Source organism: Halomonas alkalisoli (assembly GCF_021412585.1).
GTDB classification, from domain to species: domain Bacteria; phylum Pseudomonadota; class Gammaproteobacteria; order Pseudomonadales; family Halomonadaceae; genus Halomonas; species Halomonas alkalisoli.
In genome coordinates, this window is the sequence record NZ_JAKCMI010000026.1 from 142,338 (window position 1) to 166,081 (window position 23,744).

The window sequence follows — 23,744 nt, forward strand, 5'->3', positions numbered from 1 at the left end:
GCCGCCGCTTCGAGTCATCGAGGCGGCGGCTTGTGGTTTCCGGGCATAGACGGCTGAAGTTGGATCCCACCCTCCAGCCCGTGAGCCTGGGTGCGGGCAGCCAGGCTCACCTACGCTGAGCTCATGCTCTGCTTTTTCCAGCTCGGGAAGGTATGCCAGTCTCGATACCAGGAGAGCAGCGCGTCTGCCGGCATGGGGCGGCCAATGCCAAAGCCCTGGCCTTGCCTGCATCCCAGCTCAATCAACGCAAGGCCCTGCGCCTCATTTTCAACTCCTTCGGCAATGACTTCAAAACCGAAGGCATCTGCCAGGCTGACGATGGCCTTGACGATCATCCGGTCTCCACTGTCCGCAAGCATGTCACGGACGAATGTCTGATCGATTTTCAGGCTGCTGGCGGGCATGAACTTGAGATAGTCAAGCGAAGCATAACCGGTACCAAAGTCATCCAGGGCAATGGATACCCCCATGGAACGACACTCGCTGAGCACCTGACTGGCACGCTTGATGTCGCCAATGGCGGCGCTTTCCAGAATCTCGAGCTCCAGCATATCGTTGGCGAGCTCGGGGCGTGCGGCCAGGTGCGAACGCAGATTTTCCACGAAGCCCGGGTGGTGGAGCTCCTGGGCACTCACATTGACGCTGACCCTGATGGATGCTCCCTGGCGTTGCCAGTGCTCCATCTGTGCCAAAGCCGTTTCGACGACCCAGTTGCCGATGGTGACCGCGATCAGGTGCTGCTCCAGATAGGGGAGAAACTCACCCGGCAGTACCATGCCGCGTTCGGGGTCTTGCCAGCGAAGAAGTGCCTCGGTGCCTATCAGCTCGCCGGTTACCAGGTCGACCTTGGGTTGGTAGTGAAGCACCAGCTCGTTATTGACCAGTGCGGCTTCCAGGCGCTGTACCAGGCGTGACAGCGACGATTGCAGCTCTGCATCGCGCAAATCGAAGTGCTGGATGCGGTTCCGACCGTTCAGCTTGGCTTGAAGCAACGCTTGATGTGCATGGCGCAGCAGCGTTTCGGCCTCGCCGCTATCGAGGGGGAAGTAGGTTGTGCCAATGCATGCCGAGACGTTTACGGTGGTGTCTTGGATGACAATGGGCTTCGCTGCTTGCTGGTGCAGCCGCTCCAGAATGGCAGTGGCCTCATGGGGCGAGGCAACGCCTTCGATGATGACGGCAAACTCATTGCCGCCCAGCCGTGCCAGGGTGTCACCGTCACGTAGCAGTTTCTGGAAGCGTTTTGCCATGATCTCGATCACTCGGTCGCCAGCCGCATAGCCATGGCGCTCGTTGAGCACCTTGAGATCATCCAGATTGATCACGGCAACGGCCACCGCATGCTGGTCGCGGTCGGCATTTCTCAAGGCGTGGCGGAGCCTGTCGACCAGCAGCGTACTGTTGGGAAGGCCCGTCATGGAATCATAGGATGCGCGTCTTTCCAGCTGTCGCTGATGTTCGTTGGCCCGGTCGGTGATGTCGGAGAAGATCGCGATGTAGTTCTTTGCCTTGCCGGACTTGTCGTGCACGGCACTGATGGTAAGCAGTTCCGCATAGAGCTCACCGCTTTTGCACCGATTCCATATTTCTCCATGCCAGGTACCGTTAGTTGCCAGCTCCTGCCACATCTTCCGGTAGAAGAGTGGCCCCTGCCGCCCCGACTGGAGAATCCGCGGGTTTTTTCCCTCGACTTCATCGCGGGCGTAGCCGGTAATGCGGGTGAAGGCGCGGTTGGCATCGATAATGTTGGCATTGTGATCCGTGATCGTAATGCCGTCGTGCGTATGGTTGAAAATGGTGTCAGCCAGTTCCAGGCGCAGATGGGTGCTGCGGATGATCAGGTACACCAGCAGCAGTGCAGCCAACACGGACAACGGGGAAATGATCAGGTAGCGCAATAACGAGCCATTCGCCGCCTCCCGCTGGGCTATGGCCTGGGAAATGATCGCAGCGGCCAGGGAGTCTTCCACGGCCTTGATCTGATCGATATAGCCTGTCTGCAAGGCAAACCACGACTCCACCCTCAGGAGGGGCAGGCCGGCACTGCGGTCATCAAGCACCAGCTCTGCCTGCGCGGCATGATCCAGCAGGGTTTGGCGAATGTTGGCCCGCTCCGGATGATCATGACGGCGCAGCATTCCCTGCAGCTGCTCGCCATGCCGGGTATCTACCAGGCGGAGAAAGGTGGTATAGAAGCCGCGCTGCTCACCTGATAGCTGCAGCAGATCGCGGCGCTGATCGGCCGTGAACACCCCGCTGGAAAGAACAAGGGTAACCGTGGCGCGCTCCAGCCCGGCAAGTTCCTTGTACATCATCAAAGTGTGATAGGCAGTCAGCTGCCGATTGATGGCCACCTGCCGGGGGTGCTGAGCGAGCCGGGCGATCAGGGAGTGCAGCTGCAGATTGACCTGAGTGTAGTAATCCCGCGCTTTCTGGGCGCTGATGTTGAAATCATCGAGTTGCTGCCGAACCTCTGGCAAGTTCTCCAGCTCTCTAATAATGACGCCGAGGTCGTGCATCGAGTGGAAGACATCGATCTCTTCAGGGCCGCTTGCCGGCGTCTCTGAGTTGCTGACAGGCGAAGGCGCCCACTGAACCGGCGTCTGCTCCTGATAGCGTTCCAAGAACGCCAGATCGTACTGGTCAAGATGGTCAAGCAGCTGGTGGAGTTCACGATCGGTGGCAGCTCTTGCTGCCGGCAACGCATCGAAGAAGGTGCTGCCCCGGCTGCCGAGGTAGCCATGGCTCATGCCGCGCTCGACTTGCAGTTGGTGGACCAGGCTGCCGACTTGAACGGCCAGCCGGGAAAGCGTCTCCACCTCGCGCAGGTTGGAAGCCTCCTTGTGGCGATCGAGAGCACCGCTGGTGGTCATCCAGATGATGGCCACCAGCGGCAGTCCAAGAGCCAGGAAGAAGCGCGCCTCCAGGGACAACCGATCAAGGAAGCGCAGCATATGCCCGCGTCTCCGACAATGCTTCGATCATGAACACCAGGCTGCTTCCGGCTGCACGGCCCGGCTTGTCGGCAAGGAGTCGCCGTCCGGCTGCCTGCTATCGCTGACCTTGAACTGGCCAATCAGCTGCGCCATGTCGCTTGCCTGCTCATCGAGTGAGCGGCTGGCCGCTGCCACCTGCTCGACCAGCGCAGCGTTCTGCTGGGTCACGTCCTCCAACTGAGAGATCGCCTGGTTGATCTGCTCGATACCCGCGGACTGCTCGCCCGTGGCGGCGGCCATGTCGGCCACCAGCTCGGCGACTTTTTCGACCGCCTGAGAAATATGGGTCAGCGTTTCTACCGTGGTACGCACCAGGCCATCGCCTTCGTTGATGCGCGCCACGCTGGTATCGATCACGCGGCGGATCTGCTCGGCCTCCTCGGCGCTGCGGCTGGCCAGCTTGCGCACCTCCTGAGCCACAACGGCAAATCCGCGGCCATGTTCACCGGCGCGAGCCGCTTCAACCGAGGCGTTGAGGGCCAGCAGGTTGGTCTGGAAGGCGATGTTGTCAATGGCCGTCACGATGGTGGTGACTTCCTGGTTGGCGGCATGGATCTGCTGCATCGCTTCGCTGGCCCGCAGCGCAACGTTGTTGGCGGAACGTGCCTGCTGGGCGGTTTCGTCGGTCATGCTCCGCGCCTGATGGGCATTGTCGGCGGTCTGGCGAACGGTTGCCGTGATCTGTTCCATGCTGGAAGCGGTCTCGACCAGCGAAGCGGACTGCTCCTCGGTACGCTGGGCCAGGTCCTGGTTGCCCTGGGCGATCTCGCCACTGGCAATTTCCACCGAGAGCGCGCCTCGACGAATATTGCTCACCAAGCTTTCGGTAGACTCGGAAGAATGGTTGAACGCCTTGTAAAGTCGGCTCAGCTCATCGCTGCCGAGCACGGGAAGTCGCCGGGTCAGGTCGCCGCCGCGGCTCTCGATATCGTCCAGAGCGCTGCGCAGGGAGCGCACCAGACTCTGCACCACAAGGAAGGCAAACAGAATGGACAACCCCGTGGTCAGTGCCGCTACCACGAGATAGGTGATCAACGTCTGGCGGGCCTCACGGCGCAAGGCAGCGGCGGTAAATTCGACATCCTGAGCCACCGCATCCTCCACCTCTTTCAGCAGATCGATCTTGTCGGTCTGCCAGTCGAACCACTGCTGGGCATCTACCCCGTATCCACCTTCAGTGCCGAGGCTGATGGCAGCACTGCGCAGAGGCTCGACCCGAGAGACCTCCGGGCTGTCGGCGACTGCCTGGAGCCGCTGGCGCATCGGCGGCGTCGCCAGGGTGTGGAAGGCCTCATGGTAGGCCGTTTCCTGGCCGATTCGCATCAGCAGCTGCTGATAGGTCGCCTGGGTCATGCCATCGGCGCTGAAGGCGCCGGAGAGGACAGCTCGCTCGATTCCAGCTAGCTCTTTGGCCTGTAGAAGGTTGTAGTAGGCGGCCAGGCGACTTGAAACGCTGCCTTCGTCAGTGGCCAGGGTCATGCGGCCGATCATGGTGATCAAGGCGCTATTGATCTCGGTGTAGTGGGCGATGGCCTCGCCGGTGGCGACGTCCAGGCCGTCAATACGCTGGCGTAGCGCCGCGGTGGCGTCCAGTCGGCTCAGGGTATCGTCGATGCGGGCGGCCAGTTGCGGGGCAAGAGCGACCAGGTCGACATTGTTGAGATAGCGCTGAAAGGTTTCCAGCCGGGCATCCGTGGCCTGTCGCTGATCAGGCAGGCCGTCGCGGAAATTGTTGCCATTGCTGCTCAGAAAGCCCGCCGTCATCCCCCGTTCGCGCTGCAGCTCATGGACCAGGTTGCCGGCGCGCTGGGCAATGTGGGTCATCTCCTCCAGATCGGCCATGTTGGCCGCCAACCGCTGACGCTCGAGAACGCCCGAGCCGGCAAACCAGGCCAGGGCCAGGAGTGGAAGCAGCAAGCTGAGAAGGAACTTTATGCCCATCGGCATGCGGTGAAGCAGGTAGGCCATACGATGCCTCCAGCGGGCGGCGGCCCGGAAGTAGATCTAGAAATGTTGTGAATCAGAGGCTTAATAAATGGCGCTTAGCTTTTTTAATGCAGCACATTAGCCCGCCAGGGAAAGAAGTATATGGAATAGTTGTATTGAGCTTAAGGCGCCTGGCAATTACTTGAGACAAACCTGATGCAGATCAAATGACGGTCTCATCACTCATCTGAGCGCTGGCTGATTATGACTGGAAGCCGCAGGCCTCCCGGCGGTGTTGCCGGTATTCGCGACGACAACCAACCTTTCAGCCTCCGCCGAGGCGCCTGACGGCGCCAGTCGCGATGGAAACCAGCGCTCCAACAGCGAATCTCTTCACCGACGGTGCCACGACGCTGTAGGAGGAAGCTTTAGCTCCGGTCCGACGCATCGGCGACTGGGGGCCGCAGGCCTCCCGGCGGTGTTGCCGGTATTCGCGACGACAACCAACCTTTCAGCCTCCGCCGAGGCGCCTGTGACGGCGCCAGTCGCGATGGAAACCAGCGCTCCAACAGCGAATCTCTTCACCGACGGTGCCACGCCGCTGTAGGAGGAAGCTTTAGCTCCGGTCCGACGCATCGGCGACTGGAGGCCGCAGGCCTCCCGGCGGTGTTGCCGGTAATCGCGACGACAACCAACCTTTCAGCCTCCGCCGAGGCGCCTATCGGCGCCAGTCGCGATGGAAACCAGCGCTCCAACAGCGAATCTCTTCACCGACGGTGCCACGACGCTGTAGGAGTAGCTTCAGCTCACGACTGGAGGCCGCAGGCCTCCCGGCGGTGTTGCCGGTATTCGCGACGACAACCAACCTTTCAGCCTCAGCCGTGGCGCCTGACGGCGCCAGTCGCGATGGAAACCAGCGCTCCGACAGCTGCTTTCTCCACCAACGTTGCCACGCCGCTGTAGGAGTAGCTTCAGCTCACGACTGGAGGCCGCAGGCCTCCCGGCGGTGTTGCCGGTAATCGCGACAACAACCAACCTTTCAGCCTCCGCCGAGGCGCCTGACGGCGCCAGTCGCGCAGTTGAGCGGCCCTAAGGAAACTCTGCACAAATCCCCCCTGAACGCCACCTGAACGCCACCTGAACGACCATCATGCATATTTTTCATTAGCGCACGAAGTATTCAAACTTGAAACTTCAACCTTGAAATATATTTCATTTCTACCTAGGCTGATTTTCAGCCCTGCCGCCAAGCGAGCAGTGCCTATCACAATGTGTTGGTAATTCAGCAAGCAAGGGAACAACGACAATGACATCCCGCTTGATACTGCTGCCCACTGTCGCGTGCATAGCAGCCTTGAACGTTGCAACGGCCCTGGCGGCCCCGTCAGGAGAACACCAAGCCCACCTGGAGAGTATCCAGCAGGCACCTGTGCCACCCTGGCCCGGCGGCGATGAAGCCGGCATGGGCAATACCCAGAGTTCGGGTACATGGCAGCGCTGCGCCTTCCACCTCATGCAGCCCGGTGCACAGGCGTACGAGCTAGCCTACCCGCGCACTGCGACAATGCCGCAGTCCCCGTTTGCCGAACCCGAGTCCTATCGCTTCGACCCTTCCAGTGGCATTCCAGGCACTCGCCACGGCTTCAATACCGAGTCGATCAGCGGAAATATCGGTGGTCAAGGCACCCAACTGGACGGCCTGGGCCATTTCGCCCACCTCTCCGAGCCCTGGAGCGGTGAAGGGGAATTTCCCGCCGAGGACCTGCGTTACTACGGCGGGTTCTCACAGGACGACGTGAAGCCTACACCGGATGCACCGCTCGAAAGGCTTGGCCTCGAGAACCTTCCGCCGATCGTTTCCTCTGCCGTGCTGCTGGATGCCGCGGCATACCTCAACGACGGTGAGGCCCTTGCGGCCGGCGACCTGGTCACCCGCGACGACATTCAGGGCATGATCGAGGCCCAGGGACTCGCATGGCGTGGCCTGCTGCCCGGCGATGTGCTCTACATCCACACCGGCTGGGGCAACCTATGGGAGGAGGGAGACGAGCGCTACTACGCTCAGGGGCCAGGCCTTGCCTACGACACCATGGAGTGGCTGGAAGAGCAGGCTGTCGTGCTGGTCGCCCTGGATAACCCCTTCACCGATCCGGCTCCGGAAGGCATGTTGACGGGCCAGGCAATACCCGAAGGCGTGCCCGATGGCCTACCCTTCGCCATCCATCACCACAACCTGACGCAGTCAGGCATCTACCAGATCCAGAACGCGCGGCTGGCAGAGCTGGCAGCTGATCAGGTCTGGACTTCCTGCACCATGATCCTTCCCACCCTGACGAAGGGAGCAGCCCAGGCGCCGGTCAGGCCCGTTGCCATCGGCGCTCCGGCGCAACCCTGAGAATCACGAACCCCGTCACGACAATAACAAGGGAGTACAACATGAACCGCACTATCCACTGGACCACCACCATCGGTGCCGCCCTGGTCTCCCTGGGGCTGGTAACCCAGGCTGCCGCCGACACGGCGACACTGAGAACCGTCAGCGCCTTCAACTCCGGCACTGCCATTCCGCATACCTTCGAGATGTTTCTCGAAGAGATTCAGAACGATCCGGATGCACCGATCGAGATCAACTTCATCGGCGGCCCTGAAACCATGCCGCCCTTCCAGATAGGCAATGCGGTAAGCAACGGCGTGGTCGACATGGCCTTCGTCACCTCGGCGTTCTACACCAGTTCCCTGCCGGCAGCCCACGCCCTGAACCTGACGCGCTACTCCCCCGAGGAACTGCGGGAAACGGGCCGTTTCGAGCAGCTGCAAGAGATGTGGCGCGAGCAGATGAACGTGCACTACCTGGCCTATACCAACTACGGCAATCGCTATCACCTGTATCTCAACGAGCCGATCAGCGGCCCCGAACTCAACGGGCTGCGCATGCGTATCACGCCGGTGTACCGCGCCTTCGTCGAAGCCATGGGCGGCGAAGCGGCCCAGACCCCGCCAGGCGAAGTCTATACCGCGCTGGAGCGAGGCACGGTGGACGGCTACGGCTGGCCGGTCCAGGGCATCTTCGATCTCGGCTGGCAGGAGCATACCCGCTACCGCGTCGACCCCGGCTTCTACCACGTGGAAGTCGGCGTATTGGTCAACCAGAACACCTGGGACAACCTTACCGACGAGCAGCGTGACTATCTCACCGACAAGGCGATCTGGCTGGAAGAGCTCAATGGTCTCAATGAGGAAATCAACATCGAGGAGGAGCGCCGTCAGGCCGAAGCGGGTATCGAGGTGATCGAATTCGAGGGTGAGGATCGGGAGCGCTTCCTCGAGACGGCCTACGAAGTGCAGTGGGAACGGCTGGCTCAGGAGCATGCTGAAAATACTGAGCGACTGAGAGAGATTCTGGACAGTGAATGACACAGCACTCGCCGATGACAAGGCCGCGCGTTCACCGCTACAGAAGACATACCATTACGTGATGCAAGCCTGCGGCCTGGCCGCAGGTGTCATCATCGGTGTCGTGTCGATTGTCATCGTTCTCAATGTCATGAGCCGAAACCTGGGTTTCGGCTCGATCTACGGCACAGTGGAAGGCAGCGAATATGCCATTGCCGCCGCCACTTTTCTTGCCGCTCCCTGGGTGCTCTATCACGGCGCCCACGTACGGGTTGACCTGCTGCAGCAGGCGCTGCCGCAGCCCTATCGGAATTTCCTGGAAATGGGCATCAACCTGCTCGGCGCGCTGATCAGCCTATGCTTCGGCTATTTCCTTCTGGCAACCGGCACCGACTACCTGAGCCGAGGAACCATGGTCTACAAGTCGTTCGTGTTCCCCGAATGGTGGACCTTCCTGCTCCCCGTCTTGTGCTTTGCCCTGCTGACTCTCGAATTCCTGCGCCGCCTGTGGCGCCTCATGCTGCAGCGGCGAGAGGTGACATGATGGAATGGCATTCTGCTCTGTTGCTGCTGATAGGCGGACTCATCCTGCTCATGGCGTTGGGCCTGCCGGTCGTTTTCGCCTTCATCGCGATCAACCTCGTCGGGGCCTTCGTTTTCATGGGCGGCGAGGTGGGCATCATGCAGATGGCACGCAACAGCGCCGAGGCCATCACCAGCTTTTCACTGATCCCCATCCCCCTTTTCGTGCTCATGGGTGAAATCCTGTTCCACACCGGTCTTGCCTACAAGGCGATCACCGCCATCGAGCGGTTGATCAAGCGTGTACCCGGCCGCCTGAGTATCGTCTCGGTACTTGGCGGCACGGCCTTCGCCACGCTCTCCGGGTCAAGCATTGCCAACACCGCCATGATGGGTAGCTCACTGCTCCCCGATATGCTCAAGCGTGGCTACCACCCCTCCATCGCCATGGGACCCATCATGGCAGTGGGCGGCATCGCCATGCTGATTCCCCCTTCGGCGCTGGCGGTCACCTTGGGGAGCCTGGCCGGCATCTCCATCGGACAGCTGCTGATAGGCGGCATCATTCCTGGCATGCTCATGGGCGTCGCCGTACTCCTGTACGTGATGATCCGCTGTGCGAGAAATCCCGACCTGGCACCGGCCGACGACGTGGATACCAGCCTGACCACGTGGCAGCGCTGGCAACCTTTCTGTGTCTATGTACTGCCGCTGAGCGGCATCTTCGTGGCCGTGGTGGGCAGCCTGCTGACCGGCTGGGCCGAGCCCACGGAATCTGCCGCTTTCGGCGCCGTCGCCGCCACGTTTGCCGCGCTTTGCTATCGCTGCCTGAGCCTGGACTCACTGGTCACGTCGCTGATGGAGACGGCCAAGGTCTCGGTCATGATCCTCTTCGTGCTGGTTGCCTCCACCACGTTCTCACAGCTGCTCTCATTCTCCGGTGCCACAAGCGGGCTTCTGCAAGTGGTGACGGGGTGGGAACTGACACCGCTGATGGTCGTACTCGGCATGCTGCTGGTACTGCTGGTGCTGGGCTGCTTCGCCGACCAGATCAGCATGATCATGATCACCCTGCCGTTCTTCATGCCACTCGTATCGACCCTGGGCATCGACCCGATCTGGATCGGCGTGCTGTTCCTGGTGGCCATGGAAATCAGTTTTCTGACACCGCCCTTCGGGCTGCTGTTGATCGTGATGCAAGGTGTGGCGCCGCCCGGAATCCGGCTTACCCAGGTATACCAGGCGGCACTGCCTTTCCTGATCCTGCAATTGCTGGTTCTGGCGCTGGTCGTTGCACTCCCCTGGCTGGCGACCGGCCTGCCCGACATGATGCGCTGAAACCACTAAACACCACTCACGCCCTGGGCTGAAAACCCACGCGACGAGGCAATCACAATGGCTGAAAGAACATTTGTCGAGGAGGTCAAGAAGCTACGCCTGGGAGAGGGCGAAACCTTCCAGGGCGAGGGCATCCTGGCCGTCACCAAAGCGCTGCTGCAGTCAGGAGTCGCCTACGTGGGCGGCTACCAGGGGGCGCCGATTTCCCATCTCATGGATGTGCTTCACGACGCCCAGCCCATTCTCGAGGAGCTGGGCGTACACTTCGAAAACAACGCCAGCGAAGCCGCCGCCGCCGCCATGCTGGCGGCCTCGGTCAACTACCCGTTGCGCGGTGCGGTGGCCTGGAAATCCACCGTGGGCACCAACGTCGCCTCCGATGCACTGGCCAACCTGGCCTCGGGTGGCGTGACCGGGGGCGCGCTGATCATCGTCGGCGAAGATTACGGCGATGGCTCGAGCATCATGCAGGAGCGCACCCACGCCTTCGCCATGAAGAGCCAGATTTGGCTGCTCGACCCGCGCCCCAACCTGCCCTCCATCGTCAAGGCGGTGGAGAAAGGGTTTGAGCTGTCGGAAGCCAGCAACACACCGGTGATGCTGGAGCTGCGTATTCGCGCCTGTCATGTCCACGGGCGCTTCCAGACCCAGGCCAACCGCTCGCCCAGCTTCACCATCGACGACGCCTTGGCCAACCCGGTTCGCGATACCAGCCGCATAGTATTACCGCCCGCCAGCTTCCAGCATGAGCATGAGAAGGTAAATACGCGCTGGCCGGCGGCGGTGAACTTCATCAAGGAGCACGGCCTCAACGAGACCTTTCCCGGCGATCATGCCGACATCGGCCTGATTCTTCAGGGCGGGCTCTACAATACGGTCATTCGCGGGCTCGAGCGCCTCGGCCTGGCCGACACCTTCGGCAACAGTCGCATCCCCCTGCATGTGCTGAATGTCACCTATCCGCTGGTGGACGACGAGCTGGAGGCCTTCTGCTCAGACAAGCGTGCCGTGCTGATGATCGAGGAGGGACAGCCCGACTACCTGGAACAGGCACTTGCCAGTATCCTGCGTCGTGCCGATATCGACACTCGACTGCATGGCAAGGATGTGCTGCCCAAGGCCGGTGAATACAATGGCCAGGTGATGCTCAAGGGCCTGCGCGGCTTCCTTGCGGCTGCCGCGCCGACGCTGCTGCCACAGCCTGAGGCACTGCCCACCCCCGACGAGCAGGCACCCACCCTGCCACCTCGCCCACCGGGGTTCTGTACGGGCTGCCCCGAACGACCGATCTTCACCGCCATGAAGCTCGTCGAGCGTGAGCTTGGGCCACGCCACGTGAGCTGCGATATCGGCTGTCACCTGTTCTCCATCCTCCCGCCCTTTAATATCGGCAATACCACCATGGGCTATGGCCTGGGGGCCTCCGCGGCTTCGGCCTTCCACGGTTCCAAGGGCGGCCGCGCCATCAGCGTGATGGGTGATGGTGGCTTCTGGCACAACGGCCTGACCAACGGCGTCGCAAATGCCGTCTACAACGGCGACGATGACGTGCTGCTGATCGTGGATAACTTTTATTCCGCAGCCACCGGAGGGCAAGACCTTCCCTCCTCTCGCGCCGAGAATCCCATACGTCGCACCAACATTCCGATCGAGCAGGCGGTAAAGGGCGTGGGGGTGAAGTGGATTCGGGTGATCGATCACACCTATGACGTCCAGCGCATGAAGGCGACGCTCACCGAAGCCCTGACCACCCGGGAAAAGGGGCCCAAGGTCATCATCGCCCAGTCGGAGTGCATGCTGAATCTGCAGCGGCGCGAAAAACCCAAGGTGCGCCAGGCGCTCAAGGAGGGGAAGCGCACCGTCCGCCAGCGCTTCGGCGTCGACAGCGACACCTGCACCGGGGACCACTCCTGCATCCGTATATCCGGCTGCCCCTCCCTGTCGATACGGCCCAACCCCGATCCTCTGCGGGAACACCCCGTTGCCCACGTGGACAACACCTGCGTGGGCTGCGGCCTGTGTGGCGAGGCAGCCCATGCCGCCGTGCTCTGCCCCTCCTTCTATCGCGCCGACGTGATCAGCCACCCCAATCGCTGGGATCGCCTGCTGCACCGTTGGCGCCAGGGGATCATTCAGCGCCTGCAGGCGTGGCGCGAAAAGCGCCTGGCCCCGTTGCCCCCATCGGCTCACCTATCGGGAGACACCCATGCCTGACGTGACCACAGCCAAACGACCGATCACGCTGGCCATCATGGCGATGGGCGGCCAGGGCGGCGGGGTCCTCTCCGACTGGATCGTCCACCTGGCCGAAAGCAACGGCTACCTGGCCCAGGCGACCTCGGTGCCCGGGGTCGCCCAGCGCACCGGAGCCACCATCTACTACCTGGAACTGTTTCCCGAGGCCGAGGCCGAACGCGCCGGCCAGGCACCGGTATTGGCCCTGATGCCGTCGCCGGGAGACGTCGATATCGTGCTGGCCGCCGAGTTCATGGAAGCGGGCCGAGCCCTGGAGCGCGGGCTCGTGACCCTGGACCGCACCACGGTGATTGCCTCGAGCCACCGGGTATATGGCATCACCGAAAAAAGCGCCATGGGCAACGGCATCCTCGACCCTGAACCAGTCCGTGAGCAGCTTCGGCAGCATGCCCAGCACTTCATCGAATTCGATATGGAAGCCACTGCGCATAGCCAGGGCAGTGTCATCAGTGCCGTACTGTTCGGCGCACTGGCCGGCAGCCAGACGCTACCCTTCCCCCGTGAAGCGTTCGAAAATGCGATACGCGACGGTGGCATTGGTGTCTCGGCAAGCCTGCGCGCCTTCGATGCAAGCTACCAGCAGGCACAGGGCGCCGAACCCCATAGCGCACCGAGCAACACCGCCTCAGTCAATGAAGCCATCCCAGCCAGTAAAACCACCCCTCCCAAGGCAGAGCTGGCGGAGCTTGTCGCCTTGAGAGCCGAGATTGATAGCCGCTTCCCCGAACCGGTGCGTCCGGTAGTGCACGAGGGAGTACTGCGCCTGATCGATTATCAGGATATCCCCTATGCGCGCGAGTATCTGGAGCTGTTACAACTGCGCATGACAGGAATCCAAGAACACCTGGATCACAGCGTTCTGCGAGAGCTGGCACGGCATCTGGCACTCTGGATGAGCTATGAGGACACCATTCGCGTCGCCGATCTGAAAATCCGTTGCGACCGCCTGGCGCGGGTGCGCAACGAGGTCAAGGCCGATCCAGACCAGATCGTCTATACCGCCGAGTATATGCACCCACGCGTCGAAGAGATCTGCGACACCCTGCCGTCCGGCCTCGGACGCTGGGTGATGCGTACCGGCTGGGTTCGCCGCCCCCTGGCAAGAATGACCCAGCGCGGTCGACGCATCAGCCCCCAGCGGCTGCGAGGCTTTCTGCTGCTGCTGAGCGTGGCGAGCCTGCGGCGCTGGCGCAGGAAAACCCTGCGCTATCTTGATGAGCGCCAGCGCATCGATGCCTGGTTGGCAGCGGTCGATCGTGCGCTTGCCATCTCACCGGAGGTCGCCCTGGAGGTGATCAAGGCACAAGGGTTGGTGAAAGGCTATGGCGATACCCACCGCCGCGGCCTGGCCAGCTTCACCACCGTGATGGAGGCCTTCGAGCGCTTCGGCGAAGCGCCCGATGCCGCCGCACGCCTGCACCAGCTTCGCGAGGCGGCTCTCGCCGACGAGAAGGGCGAGACCTTGCAGCGCAGCGTGGGTGAGTGGAAGCCGGAAACGTCCACGGCAGCGGACGACTCGCGTATCGCCGTGAAGCAGTTATAGACGCTAGGCTTTGTCTGAAAAGTCGGCGAGCGAAGGCCAGACAAGGCAAAAATCGGCGAAAAGACGGAGTTTACGGGGTGTAAATGAGTACTTTGAGCCGATTTTTAACGCCGTATGGCCGAGTGCAGCCAGTTTTCGGACAGAGCCTAGGGGCCTGTCGGACTTAACGCTTATCTACTGCGAGATCCGGGCATGGGTACTGATATGAGCACTGACACGAGAAAAACATGAATGAGTACTTCACCACCCGACGCAAGGTTCGCTTCGAGCATTGCGATCCGGCTGGCATCGTCTTCTACCCGCGCTACTTCGAAATGATCAACGCGGTCGTCGAGGATTGGTTCGATGACACCATGGGAATCGGTTTCAACCAACTCGTGGAATCGGGTAGAGGCGTTCCTACCGTCTCCCTGGAGACTCAGTTCCATGCGCCCAGTCGGCTGGGGGAGAGTCTGGCCTTCCACCTCGTTCCCCAGGCCGTGGGGCGCACCAGCCTCACCCTCGAAATCACCGCCACCTGCAACGACCAGCGCCGACTGACAGCCCAGGTAACGCTGGTACTGATCGACCTGACAACCGGCCGGCCATTGCCCTGGCCCGATGCCATGCGCCAGCACTTTTCATGCAACGACACCTGAAGGAAAACCAAACATGACCACCGTCCCCACCCATCAACTCCTTCATCCCGCCCACTGGAAGCCTGCCGTGGGCTACGCGAACGGCATGATGGCCACTGGCCGCACCATTTATGTGGGCGGCCAGATCGGATGGAACGGTGGCCAGACGTTCGAAAGCGATGATTTCGTTGCCCAGGTGCACCAAGCACTGACCAATATCGTAGAGGTGCTGCAAGAAGCCGGCGCCGGCCCCCAGCATCTGGTACGGCTGACCTGGTTCGTGGTCGACAAGCAGGAGTACCTGGCTCGCTTGAAAGAGGTGGGCGCCGCTTATCGCGAAGTGCTGGGCAAACACTTCCCCGCCATGACCATGGTTCAGGTCGCCGACCTGATCGAGGATCGAGCCAGGGTAGAGATCGAAGCCACCGCGGTAGTGCCGGGCGACTGAGTGAAGGGCCTACAGCGGCGTGGCAACGTTGGTGGAGAAAGTAGCTGTAGGAGCGCTCGGTTCGGCGCTCCGAGTCCCCATCGCGACTGGCGTCGATAGGCGCCTCGGCGGAGGCTGAAAGGTTGGTTGTTGTCGCGAATACCGGCAACACCGCCGGGAGGCCTGCGGCCTCCAGTCGTGAGCTGAAGCTACTCCGACAGCGGCGTGGCAACGTTGGTGGAGAAAGCCGCTGTCAGAGCGCTGGCCCCTACAGCGGCGTGGCAACGTTGGTGGAGAAAGCAGCTGTTGGAGCGCTGGTTTCCATCGCGACTGGCGCCGATAGGCGCCCGGCGGAGGCTGAAAGGTTGGTTTTCATCGCAAATACCGGCAAACACCGCCGGGAGGCCTGCGGCCTCCAGTCGTGAGCTGAAGCTACTCCTACAGCGGAGTGGCAACGTTGGTGGAGAAAGCAGCTGTCGGAGAGCTCGGTTCGGCGCTCCGACTCCCCATCGCGACTGGCGCCGTCGGTGGATAGAATCGCTGTAGGAGCGCTGGTCCCCATCGCGACTGGCGCCGGTAGGCGCCTCGGCGGAGGCCTCTTCCAGTGTGGCTCAAGATTGGCCCGATGGCTGATCAAGGTGAGTAATCAGGAAACGAAAAAAGCCTGAGCCCCGTGCAATACAGGACTCAGGCTTTTCGTGTCACTTGAGGGCACCGGCCAATCCAAGGCCAGTTCAGATGGTTTCTACATGGCTGCCTACCGTTCTGGCTGGGAGCGCATGGCGATCCAGCACTGGTGAAACGCGGCGGTGGCACCACAGGCCACGAGCAGTACCACCAGGGCCAATGAGCCCGGGTCGCGTATCGGTACCGCCAGGAAGAACATCGAGACGACCGCCGCCGCGCAGTTGAGCAGCCCAATGGCCCAGACCGACGGCCAGATTTTTCCGATGGCCACCTGCAGCACCGCACGAATCAACAGCAGCGTGACCACGGCGAATCCCAAAAGCCCCACCAGGCCAAAGCCTGCGGCAACGCCGGCGTAGAGGGAATGGAAGCCCTGATAGCCATCCAGCCACAGGCCGAGGTCGCCGGGTGCCATGCTGCCGGTGCCGAACCAGACGTTGCCCCGCCATTCGCGCCACGCCTGCGCCCACAGCATCAGCCGTTCGGTACTGCCGGGATGAATGGCGTGAGCCGCGGCCATCTCGCCCTTCAAGGTCAGAAAAATGGCCTGTAGCGGTTCGAGCAGGCCTTCCACCAGGGTCCTGTCATCGCTGACCAGCACCTGCCAGGTCATCAAGCCCACCAGTAGCGTCAGCAGCAGGGTCAGGGCACCCACCAGGCCAAACTGGCGGCTGCGATATATGCCCATCATCAGCGTAATCCCGGCGAAGCAGAGCACCCCCGCCATGGCGCCGAGCCATCCGGTGGCGTAGCCGGTGGCCACCAGCACCACCAGCACCGGAATGCACATCAGCAGCGCCGCCCCCACCTGATAGGTGGGGCGCCAGCCGATGCCGAGCCGCTGCACGCCGGAAAAGAGCATGGCCAGCAGGATCACAAAACCGATACTGGCGACAAAGCCAGTCTGGGAAGGGTTGCCCCAGGCATGCGGATTGGAGAGCACGCCGTCATCCAATCGATCCCAGTCGGCATGCAGCACGAAGGAAGCGACACCGCCGAGCAGGAACAGCGTGAAGAGCCATGGCCACTGCAGGCGCACCTGGGCCAGCCACCAGCCGATGGGAATGCTGACGACGCCCGTGATCAATACCAGCGGCACCCAATCCGGCGACACCGGCAGCACGCTACTCGCCCCCAGCGTTCTTGCCACCACATAGCCGCCAAGCCCCAGGCTGGCCCAGAACAGCGGCAGCCGGACGGCATCACGCAGAAAGCTAGGCAGCGCAAACAGCGTGGCCAACAGCACCATGCAAGCGCCCAGCGCGCTGACCCAGGGATTCAGCGTCAGCGTGAACAGCGCCAGGTAGAGCCCGCCCAGTGCCAGGTTGAATCGCCAGCCGTTGACGATGGGCCGAGTGCGCAGCATCACACCATCGGCATGGACGCGGGTCAATATGCCAGGCCCCTGTGGCGTGGCGTACAACCTGCGCAGCGCCTTGCTGGTTCGCCAGGCGTGGCGGATGAACACATAATGGGCCACGCCGACGCCGATAAGGCCGAGCAGCAACAGCACATCCGGCACGCCCAACAGCGAGCCCAACACCCCCACGGCTCCCAGCGCGGCGGTCAAGCCCATCAGCGCCATAGTGGCCGCGCCCGGCGAGAACCCCGCGCGCAGGAAGATGTGGTGCAAATGATCGCGGTCGGCGGAGAACGGGCTGCGCCCCTTGCGGATACGCCGGATCATCAGGCTCAGAGTATCCATCACCGGCATTACCAGGACCCAGCCGTAGGCCACCGGGCTCAGCACCGCCCCTTCCTGCTGGGAAAGCTCGATCACGAACCAGGCGATGGCAAAGCCGAGCGCCATGCTGCCGGCATCGCCCATGAACACGCTGGCCTGCTTGCGCCAGGGGTGGCGCATGTTGAAGAACAGAAAGCCCACCACCGCCGCGGCCAGCGAGGTGATCACCACCAGCAACGAAACCTGGCCCTGCAGGGCGGCAATGACGCCTAGCCAGGTCAGCATAACCAGCACCGTGCCCCCCGCCAGGCCATCGATGCCGTCCATCATGTTCACCGCATTGACCAGCCCCGCCACGGCCACCACCGTGACCGGTACCGCCAGCCAGCCCAACTGGACCTCGCCCACCAGGGGGTAATGGCCGAGCGTGGTCACCAGCTGCCGCCCCCACGCCACCATCAACACGGCGGCCATCAACTGTACGCCGAGCTTGACCGTACTGAGCATGTCGCGGGCATCGTCGATCACCCCGCAGGCCACCAGCAGCGCCATGCCGGCAAACAGCGGCCCATGACCGCCCTGCTCAACTGGCAGGAACGGCTGGATCAGCAGGAAACCGATGAAGACCCCAAGCCCACCGGTCAGCGGCACCACCCCCTGATGCTGCTTGCGCCCCCCGGGCTTATCGGCCAGCCCCACCGCCGCGGCGGGGCGACGAAGTACCGCAATGGCAATGGCCGACAGCACCATGGCCAACAGGGGAATGAAACTCCATGAGCCCATATAACTCCCTACGTTCCAGTTATCGCCATGGCGTGGCCGCGCTTTCTGAGAAGCGTTGAACTCACGCACGGCTTGTTCTTGATGATCGAAACCCTTACTTGAAACGGAGTGGCGGCAGAAGCCACAAACACAGGCGGGAAAACTCAGGCCAATAACGCCTCGCCGGGCTCTACTGGCCTGATTGTTGTTATGGGTTTATTTGTTGTCAGGAAACGGGAAGTGCCTGGTATGGATTTTCCAGGAGTCGTCAGACCACCGGTTTCATCAGGGGGATGGTGGGACGCGGCAGGCGTGCTTCGGCCGATATTCGTAATGCGTGCTCACGCCAGAACGGCCAGGTGTTATGTACGGCGTTGTATCGCATGAATTCACTGATTGCCGCTTCGGAAAGGCCATCCCGGTAGCGGTAGGTCGCAGCAAAGCAGGCCGTCATCTCAGCCAGCACCTAACTATCCCCGATATTCGATTCGTAGCTGCCTTGCCGCGGCATGGGCATCCTTCAGGTCATAGATCGGCACCGCCCACCTCTCCTAACCATCATGGTTAGCTCCTTGAGTGTCACGTGCTAACCGGCCATGCGCCAGCCGCGATGCGGACTCGGAGCGCCGAACGGAGCGCTCCGACAGCAAACCTCTCCACCAACGTTGCCACGCCGCTGTCGGAGTATCTTTAGATCACGACTGGAGGCCGCAGGACTCCTGGCGGTGTTGCCGGTGCCAGCGATAACCACTGACCTTGCCGCCTCCGCCGAGGCGCCTATCGGCGCCAGTCGCGATGGAAACCAGCGCTCCAACAGCGATTCTCTCCACCAACGGAGCCACACCGCTGTCGGAGGAAGCTTTAGCTCCGGTCCGACGCATCGGCTACTGGAGGCCGCAGGCCTCCCAGGAACGGGTAAGTTCACGCATTTCTACCAGCGGCAGCTTGAGGATCTCGCCTCCGCGGGAAAGCGAAATGAGGCCTTCCTCCAATCCTTGGCGTACCAGGCGAGCCAACCGGTCCTCCTTGAAGTCGTAGGCATCCATTCCATAAGGCTCTTCGCCGAGCTGTCGCTCACTGTAGAGCGCATGGTAGACCTCGGCATCGATGCCGCTGGGCTCATCGTGCTTGAGCAGCGAACGAGCCCGTTGCCGCTTGTATTCGGCATTGAAGCGTGCCCAGAGCCCGCCACGCGACGCCTCGGGCATGCTTTCCGCCACCCGGAACAGAACGGTACGCCAACTGACGCGAAACACTCGCTTGACCTTGAACACCCGGTCGAGCAACGAGAGCCCCGCAGTCTCGTCCCATTCGCGACGGAAGGCCCCTTCGGGCATCAGGAAGTGTGAAGCAAAGCGGTCGGCCTCACGTTCCTGGGCAGCGTCTTCTTCCGATGCCGCGACATCATAGGCCCCGAGATGCATCAACAAATGGCCAAGCTCGTGAACCGCACTGAAGATCCAGGTCTCTACCGGCAGCCGCCCCCAGGTATTGACCACGATGGCAGGGCCGCCTCGCTCATCGGCCCCGACGGAAAGCCCCATGAAGGCATCGTTGGGCACGGAAATGGAGCGCACCTTGATGCCACGCGCCTCCAGCAGGCCACAGATATCATGCACCGGCTCGCGGTCATTGAGGTGGAAAGCCGATCTCACCCGCTGCGCATAGGCCGGGATATCTTCCGGCCCATGATGGAGGCAGTCCTCCCAGAGCAGCTCCAGCGCATGCCCCGGCCGCTTGTCAACGTCAGTGAAGGTTGGCCGTATTGGGGGACAAATTCCACACCCACGGCGAAGAGCCATAACAGATACGGGACCGAAGTTCGGGTGAAACAGGGTATGAGGCTTGTATTCCAACGGCCAACGCCACTCAGAGTCTGCAGCAATATATTTTATTTTAATAAAACTTAGGATGCGGACACCAAGTCTAGAGTCTCAAGGTACGCATTAATTACCGTTTCTTCATCAAAATGTGTTGCCATACGAATTCGGGCAGCATTGCCCATTGCGGTACGTTCTGCATCTGAAAGCTTCAGGAACTGCCCCATAGCCGCAGCCAGCCCCGCGCTGTCTCGGGGTGGGCACAAGTAACCAGTCACACCTGGCTCCACCACATCTCGGCAGCCAGGCATATTAGTAGTAATAACAGGCCTTCCCACAGCCGCCGCCTCCAGCAGGCTGCGGGGAGTGCCCTCACGGTAGAAAGTTGGCAATACCACACAGTCAGCTGCAGATATATAGGGGCGAACATCAGTGGTTTCACCAAGATAGCTGACCACACCTGAATGGGTAAGGCGAGCAATGTCCCTTTGGGTCAGACCTCCGGCCTTGCCCGTACCATAGGGACCGAGGAGCTGAAATCGAGCTTGCGGGTAAGTCGCATGCAACGATTCTGCCGCTTCAGCGAAAACCTCCACACCCTTGTCGCCCAACATACGGGCCACAAGTAAGAAAGTCACTTGGTCCTGATTCGGCAACGGTGCAGCAGCAAAGTGAGCTAGGTCTACCCCGGACCCAGGCAGTAACCGGGCCTGGCGTTTATCGATTAGTCCAGCCTGAAGAAAGAGTTCAAGGTCATCGGGATTTTGCAAATAAACCTTTGGACAGTGGCGAAATGCAGTTCGATACAGCGGTTTAACCATCTTTTTCAACAGTCCCGGCCTATCAAATACCGAGCCAAGGCCCGTCACGTTGGGAATAAAAGGTATACCAAGTGCCCGCGCACTAAGCGCACCGTAGATATTTGGTTTTATAGTGTACCCCAGAATAGCGTCCGGTCGTATACGACGAATAGAAAGAAAAATACGAAGAAGAAGCTTCAACTCCCGAAACGGTGATGTGCCTGTCGCATGCATGGGCATATTAATCACCCGCACTCCCAAGGCAGTCAGTTCAGGTGTCCGATTGTCAACTGGGACTAGCGCCGTCAGGCTATGCCCTTCTTCAACCAACCGCTGGATCAGCGTAGAACGGAAATTAACAAGTTTGAAAGAAGTGTTCGCAATAAGTAGTATTTTCATTGCAGTACCGAAGAAGACAAGTTAATCAAGGCAGGAAATTGCCACTCATTTAGGCAGCAGGCTGCATTATATAAAAATGGAATTTTGGTAGGGAATCCAATACTGTGAATTATTTGCGTAAAACAACCATATTAGCAATGTTGCAAAGTAAGATAAAAGTATAACCAAGACAGAAATAGTCCGAAAACATCCTTTGAAATTTTCTGGAAAAACAGAAAACACATAAAGTTGCAATGGTATAAAATATACAGCAACTCTATCCAAGAGGGTAGAAGATGGCGAGAAAGGAAGCGCTGCCAAAAGAAGTAGCGACGCTATCGAAAACATACTCCATAAGCGACGCTTACTTTCATTTTCCTCATAATTTCTCAAGAACAGGAGATAGATAATCGCTGCAACAACGCCTATTGATAAACGAACAAATGCACCTGATGAATTATACTCACGTTCGATATAGATATAATGCAATCTGTCCACATGCCCATCAAGAAAAATTAAATATGCGATAGGAATTAATGCAAAAAGCATTGAATATGTGAAAAGGCTCCTTTTAGCAACTGCCAACACAGCAATGGGGGCCAGTAGAACAGCCGTTTTGTGAAAAGTTGCCGCCAATGCAATCAACAACAATGCTCTAAACAGCTGTCCCTTTTCAACCTGCAATATACTTATTAATATGATCCCAAGAGCAACACTTTGACGTGTATAGCCCATTGAAACAACAATTATTAAATAAGGCAACGCTATAGCCAAAACTAAGGCAGGCCTAGTTCTAGAAAATGAAAACTTACGCAAACCATAAAGAAATATTGCAGCGCAAACTGTATTTACCCCCCAGACACCTGCACCCAACTGGAAACTGAGCCAGTTAATAACCATATAGCCAACATCGCTTCTGAGGATGCCTAGCGTAAAACCAATATGATCAAAGACTGTATATATACGATAGTAGCTATCCCAATCCCCTCCCACCTCAAACCTAGCACCAATAAAAAAAATTAGGAATAAAAATATTAAAAACCATAGATAATGCCAAATAAAAGCACCTTTGATACGAGGCTCGATAATCGCCAGAAGACAAGCATAAAAATAAAGGAAAAAATACACTGCCACGGAAAATAAACCTTATGAGTAGTGTTGATATATTTCACATCAGAAAATCAAACATGCAAGTGGTTATGCAAAATTAATCGTGCGCTCTGTTCCGTAGTCTCTTAGCAGGAGCTGTACCTCCTTGCAGAGCCGATCGAACGATAAGTAGGCTCCCCAGCGTAGCCAGTAGTATTTGACCTGCCGCCACAGAATCTCGATCAGATTCTGCTCCGGCGAGTAGGGCGACAGGTAGACCAGGGAAAACGCATGAAAGCCGTCACACCGCGAGAATGTCTGCCAGATAGGTCTCATCCAGCGCGGCTTTCTTCTGTTTCCGCCGGATACCGCCTTTGAAACGGGTCTCCCCTTTCAGGTAATTCAGCGCGATATGTCGGACCCTGGCGAGGTTTTCAGCCGCCTGACCACGGTGAAGCGGAGCGCCACATCCAGGTACCAGTGGAGCTTATTCTCCACATGCCAATGCTGGCGGGCCGCTTCGGCGAGCTTCTTGGCGCTCAGATCGGCAGAGCTGATGTAGTAACGGATCATCGGTGCCTCAGGTGCACCCTCGCCTTCCTGGCGAAAGCTCATTACGACACCCAGCGTTTTCATCCCAGGCCATTCGTTGCTAATCTCCTGAAATTCATCGGTGATTTCGCTGACGATATGATAGCGCGTCTCTTGCCGCCCGCGGTTCTTCTCATCCGTGACATAGGCGCCACCCTCGAAGCTGGCTACTTTGGCCATGGGAAACGCAGCCTCAAAGGCGTCGGCTAAGGCCGGCTGGTTGTCCTTCACCGATAGCAAGTAATCAGCACCCTTCTGCAGCACCTGTGTGGCGATCTTTTTCTGACACCCCATTGCATCGATCGTCACCAGGCAACTTTGCAGATTGAGAAGCTTGAGCAGCTCGGGAATCGCCGTAATCTCGTTAGATTTCTCCGCCGCCTTGTCCTGTCCCAGCACTACACCATTCGCCGCGCTGAAGGCACTGACCATGTGGATCGCGCCTTTGCCCTTCCCTCGGCAGTACGACCCGCTGACCTTCCCCCCAGAAACCGGTCCACCGTCGATGTGAGATTTCCGCTACGTTTACTCTGATAGCAGGAGATCTCACGATGAAGCGTAACCGACATACCGAAGAGCAGATCATCAGCATCCTCAAGGCCAACGAGCGCGGCGTCTCGATCGCCGAGCTGGCTCGGTAGAACGGCGTGACCGAGCAGACCATCTACCGCTGGAAGGCCAAGTACAGCGGCATGGAAGTCTCGGAGGCCAAGCGCCTGCGCGAGCTGGAGACCGAGAACGCCCGGCTGAAGAAGCTCCTGGCGGAAAGCGCCCTCGACAATGCTGCGCTCAAGGAGATTGTCTCGGGAAAATGGTGACGCCCGAAGCGAAGCGGCGTGCGGTGAAGCACCTGGTGGCAGGCGGCTGGCTCAGCCAGCGAGGTGCCTGCCGATTGCTGGGCCTGGCAAGGTCGGT

The 23,744-nt window shown here is 60.0% G+C and carries 17 protein-coding genes and 2 pseudogenes; 10 read left to right on the forward strand and 9 right to left on the reverse strand.

The annotated features are described in order from the left end of the window. Positions 1-110 precede the first annotated feature (110 nt). Positions 111-2,750 (reverse strand): EAL domain-containing protein, encoded by a 2,640-nt coding sequence (locus LY622_RS11325; protein WP_234291011.1) that lies wholly within the window; start codon positions 2,748-2,750, stop codon positions 111-113. Between LY622_RS11325 and LY622_RS11330 the strand changes: the two genes are divergently transcribed. Next, positions 2,742-2,987 carry a hypothetical protein gene (locus LY622_RS11330; RefSeq protein WP_234291012.1) on the forward strand — a complete coding sequence of 82 codons (246 nt, stop codon included), beginning with the start codon at positions 2,742-2,744 and terminating at the stop codon, positions 2,985-2,987. The genes LY622_RS11325 and LY622_RS11330 overlap by 9 nt on opposite strands. Here LY622_RS11330 and LY622_RS11335 read toward each other — a convergent pair. Continuing rightward, complete coding sequence (locus LY622_RS11335; protein WP_234291013.1) at positions 2,982-4,964, reverse strand: methyl-accepting chemotaxis protein; 1,983 nt, start codon at positions 4,962-4,964, stop codon at positions 2,982-2,984. The genes LY622_RS11330 and LY622_RS11335 overlap by 6 nt on opposite strands. 1,312 nt (positions 4,965-6,276) lie before the next feature. Here LY622_RS11335 and LY622_RS11340 point away from each other — a divergent pair. The 8 genes from LY622_RS11340 (at position 6,277) to LY622_RS11375 (ending at position 15,039) form a co-directional block, all read left to right on the forward strand. Further along, on the forward strand, positions 6,277-7,317 hold the full coding sequence (locus LY622_RS11340) for a cyclase family protein (protein WP_234291014.1): 1,041 nt from the start codon (positions 6,277-6,279) through the stop codon (positions 7,315-7,317). A 41-nt stretch (positions 7,318-7,358) separates the two neighbouring features. Then, positions 7,359-8,336, forward strand: coding sequence for a TRAP transporter substrate-binding protein DctP (dctP, locus tag LY622_RS11345; RefSeq protein ID WP_234291015.1), 978 nt, complete (start codon positions 7,359-7,361; stop codon positions 8,334-8,336). Next, entirely contained in the window at positions 8,329-8,859 is a 531-nt protein-coding gene (locus tag LY622_RS11350) for a TRAP transporter small permease (RefSeq protein ID WP_234291016.1), read from the forward strand. Before dctP ends, LY622_RS11350 begins: the two co-directional genes overlap by 8 nt. Continuing rightward, a complete protein-coding gene (locus tag LY622_RS11355) occupies positions 8,856-10,175 on the forward strand; it encodes a TRAP transporter large permease (RefSeq protein WP_234291017.1) in 1,320 nt (439 codons plus the stop codon). The genes LY622_RS11350 and LY622_RS11355 overlap by 4 nt, the downstream gene beginning before the upstream one ends. A 57-nt stretch (positions 10,176-10,232) precedes the next feature. Next, positions 10,233-12,389, forward strand: coding sequence for a thiamine pyrophosphate-dependent enzyme (locus LY622_RS11360; protein WP_234291018.1), 2,157 nt, complete (start codon positions 10,233-10,235; stop codon positions 12,387-12,389). Then, entirely contained in the window at positions 12,382-13,974 is a 1,593-nt protein-coding gene (locus tag LY622_RS11365) for an indolepyruvate oxidoreductase subunit beta family protein (protein ID WP_234291019.1), read from the forward strand. The genes LY622_RS11360 and LY622_RS11365 overlap by 8 nt, the downstream gene beginning before the upstream one ends. Before the next feature lie 227 nt (positions 13,975-14,201). Then, positions 14,202-14,612 (forward strand): acyl-CoA thioesterase, encoded by a 411-nt coding sequence (locus LY622_RS11370; RefSeq protein WP_234291020.1) that lies wholly within the window; start codon positions 14,202-14,204, stop codon positions 14,610-14,612. Positions 14,613-14,625: 13 nt separating this feature from the next. Then, on the forward strand, positions 14,626-15,039 hold the full coding sequence (locus LY622_RS11375; protein WP_234291021.1) for a RidA family protein: 414 nt from the start codon (positions 14,626-14,628) through the stop codon (positions 15,037-15,039). Positions 15,040-15,775: 736 nt separating this feature from the next. On the opposite strand, the gene LY622_RS11380 is transcribed toward LY622_RS11375, so the two are convergent. From LY622_RS11380 to LY622_RS11410, 7 genes and pseudogenes are all read right to left on the reverse strand, one after another. Then, the gene (locus LY622_RS11380; protein ID WP_234291022.1) at positions 15,776-18,172 is read right to left on the reverse strand and encodes an MraY family glycosyltransferase; all 2,397 of its coding nucleotides are present in this window, start codon (positions 18,170-18,172) and stop codon (positions 15,776-15,778) included. A gap of 247 nt (positions 18,173-18,419) precedes the next feature. Continuing rightward, on the reverse strand, positions 18,420-18,617 hold the full coding sequence (locus LY622_RS11385) for a hypothetical protein (RefSeq protein WP_234291023.1): 198 nt from the start codon (positions 18,615-18,617) through the stop codon (positions 18,420-18,422). A gap of 418 nt (positions 18,618-19,035) precedes the next feature. Next, positions 19,036-19,806: an ImmA/IrrE family metallo-endopeptidase gene (locus tag LY622_RS11390; RefSeq protein WP_234291024.1), complete on the reverse strand. Its 771-nt coding sequence runs from the start codon at positions 19,804-19,806 to the stop codon at positions 19,036-19,038. 251 nt (positions 19,807-20,057) lie between these two features. Continuing rightward, positions 20,058-21,170, reverse strand: coding sequence for a glycosyltransferase family 4 protein (locus LY622_RS11395; protein WP_234291025.1), 1,113 nt, complete (start codon positions 21,168-21,170; stop codon positions 20,058-20,060). 66 nt (positions 21,171-21,236) lie between these two features. Next, on the reverse strand, positions 21,237-22,283 hold the full coding sequence (locus LY622_RS11400; RefSeq protein WP_234291026.1) for an EpsG family protein: 1,047 nt from the start codon (positions 22,281-22,283) through the stop codon (positions 21,237-21,239). A 63-nt stretch (positions 22,284-22,346) separates the two neighbouring features. Next, a pseudogene (locus LY622_RS11405) lies at positions 22,347-22,532 on the reverse strand (transposase); the annotation flags it as partial. 108 nt (positions 22,533-22,640) lie between these two features. Then, a complete protein-coding gene (locus LY622_RS11410; RefSeq protein WP_369413786.1) occupies positions 22,641-23,336 on the reverse strand; it encodes an ISAs1 family transposase in 696 nt (231 codons plus the stop codon). A 44-nt stretch (positions 23,337-23,380) separates the two neighbouring features. On the opposite strand from LY622_RS11410, the pseudogene LY622_RS11415 reads away from it, so the two are divergent. Then, positions 23,381-23,744: pseudogene (locus LY622_RS11415) on the forward strand (transposase); the annotation flags it as partial.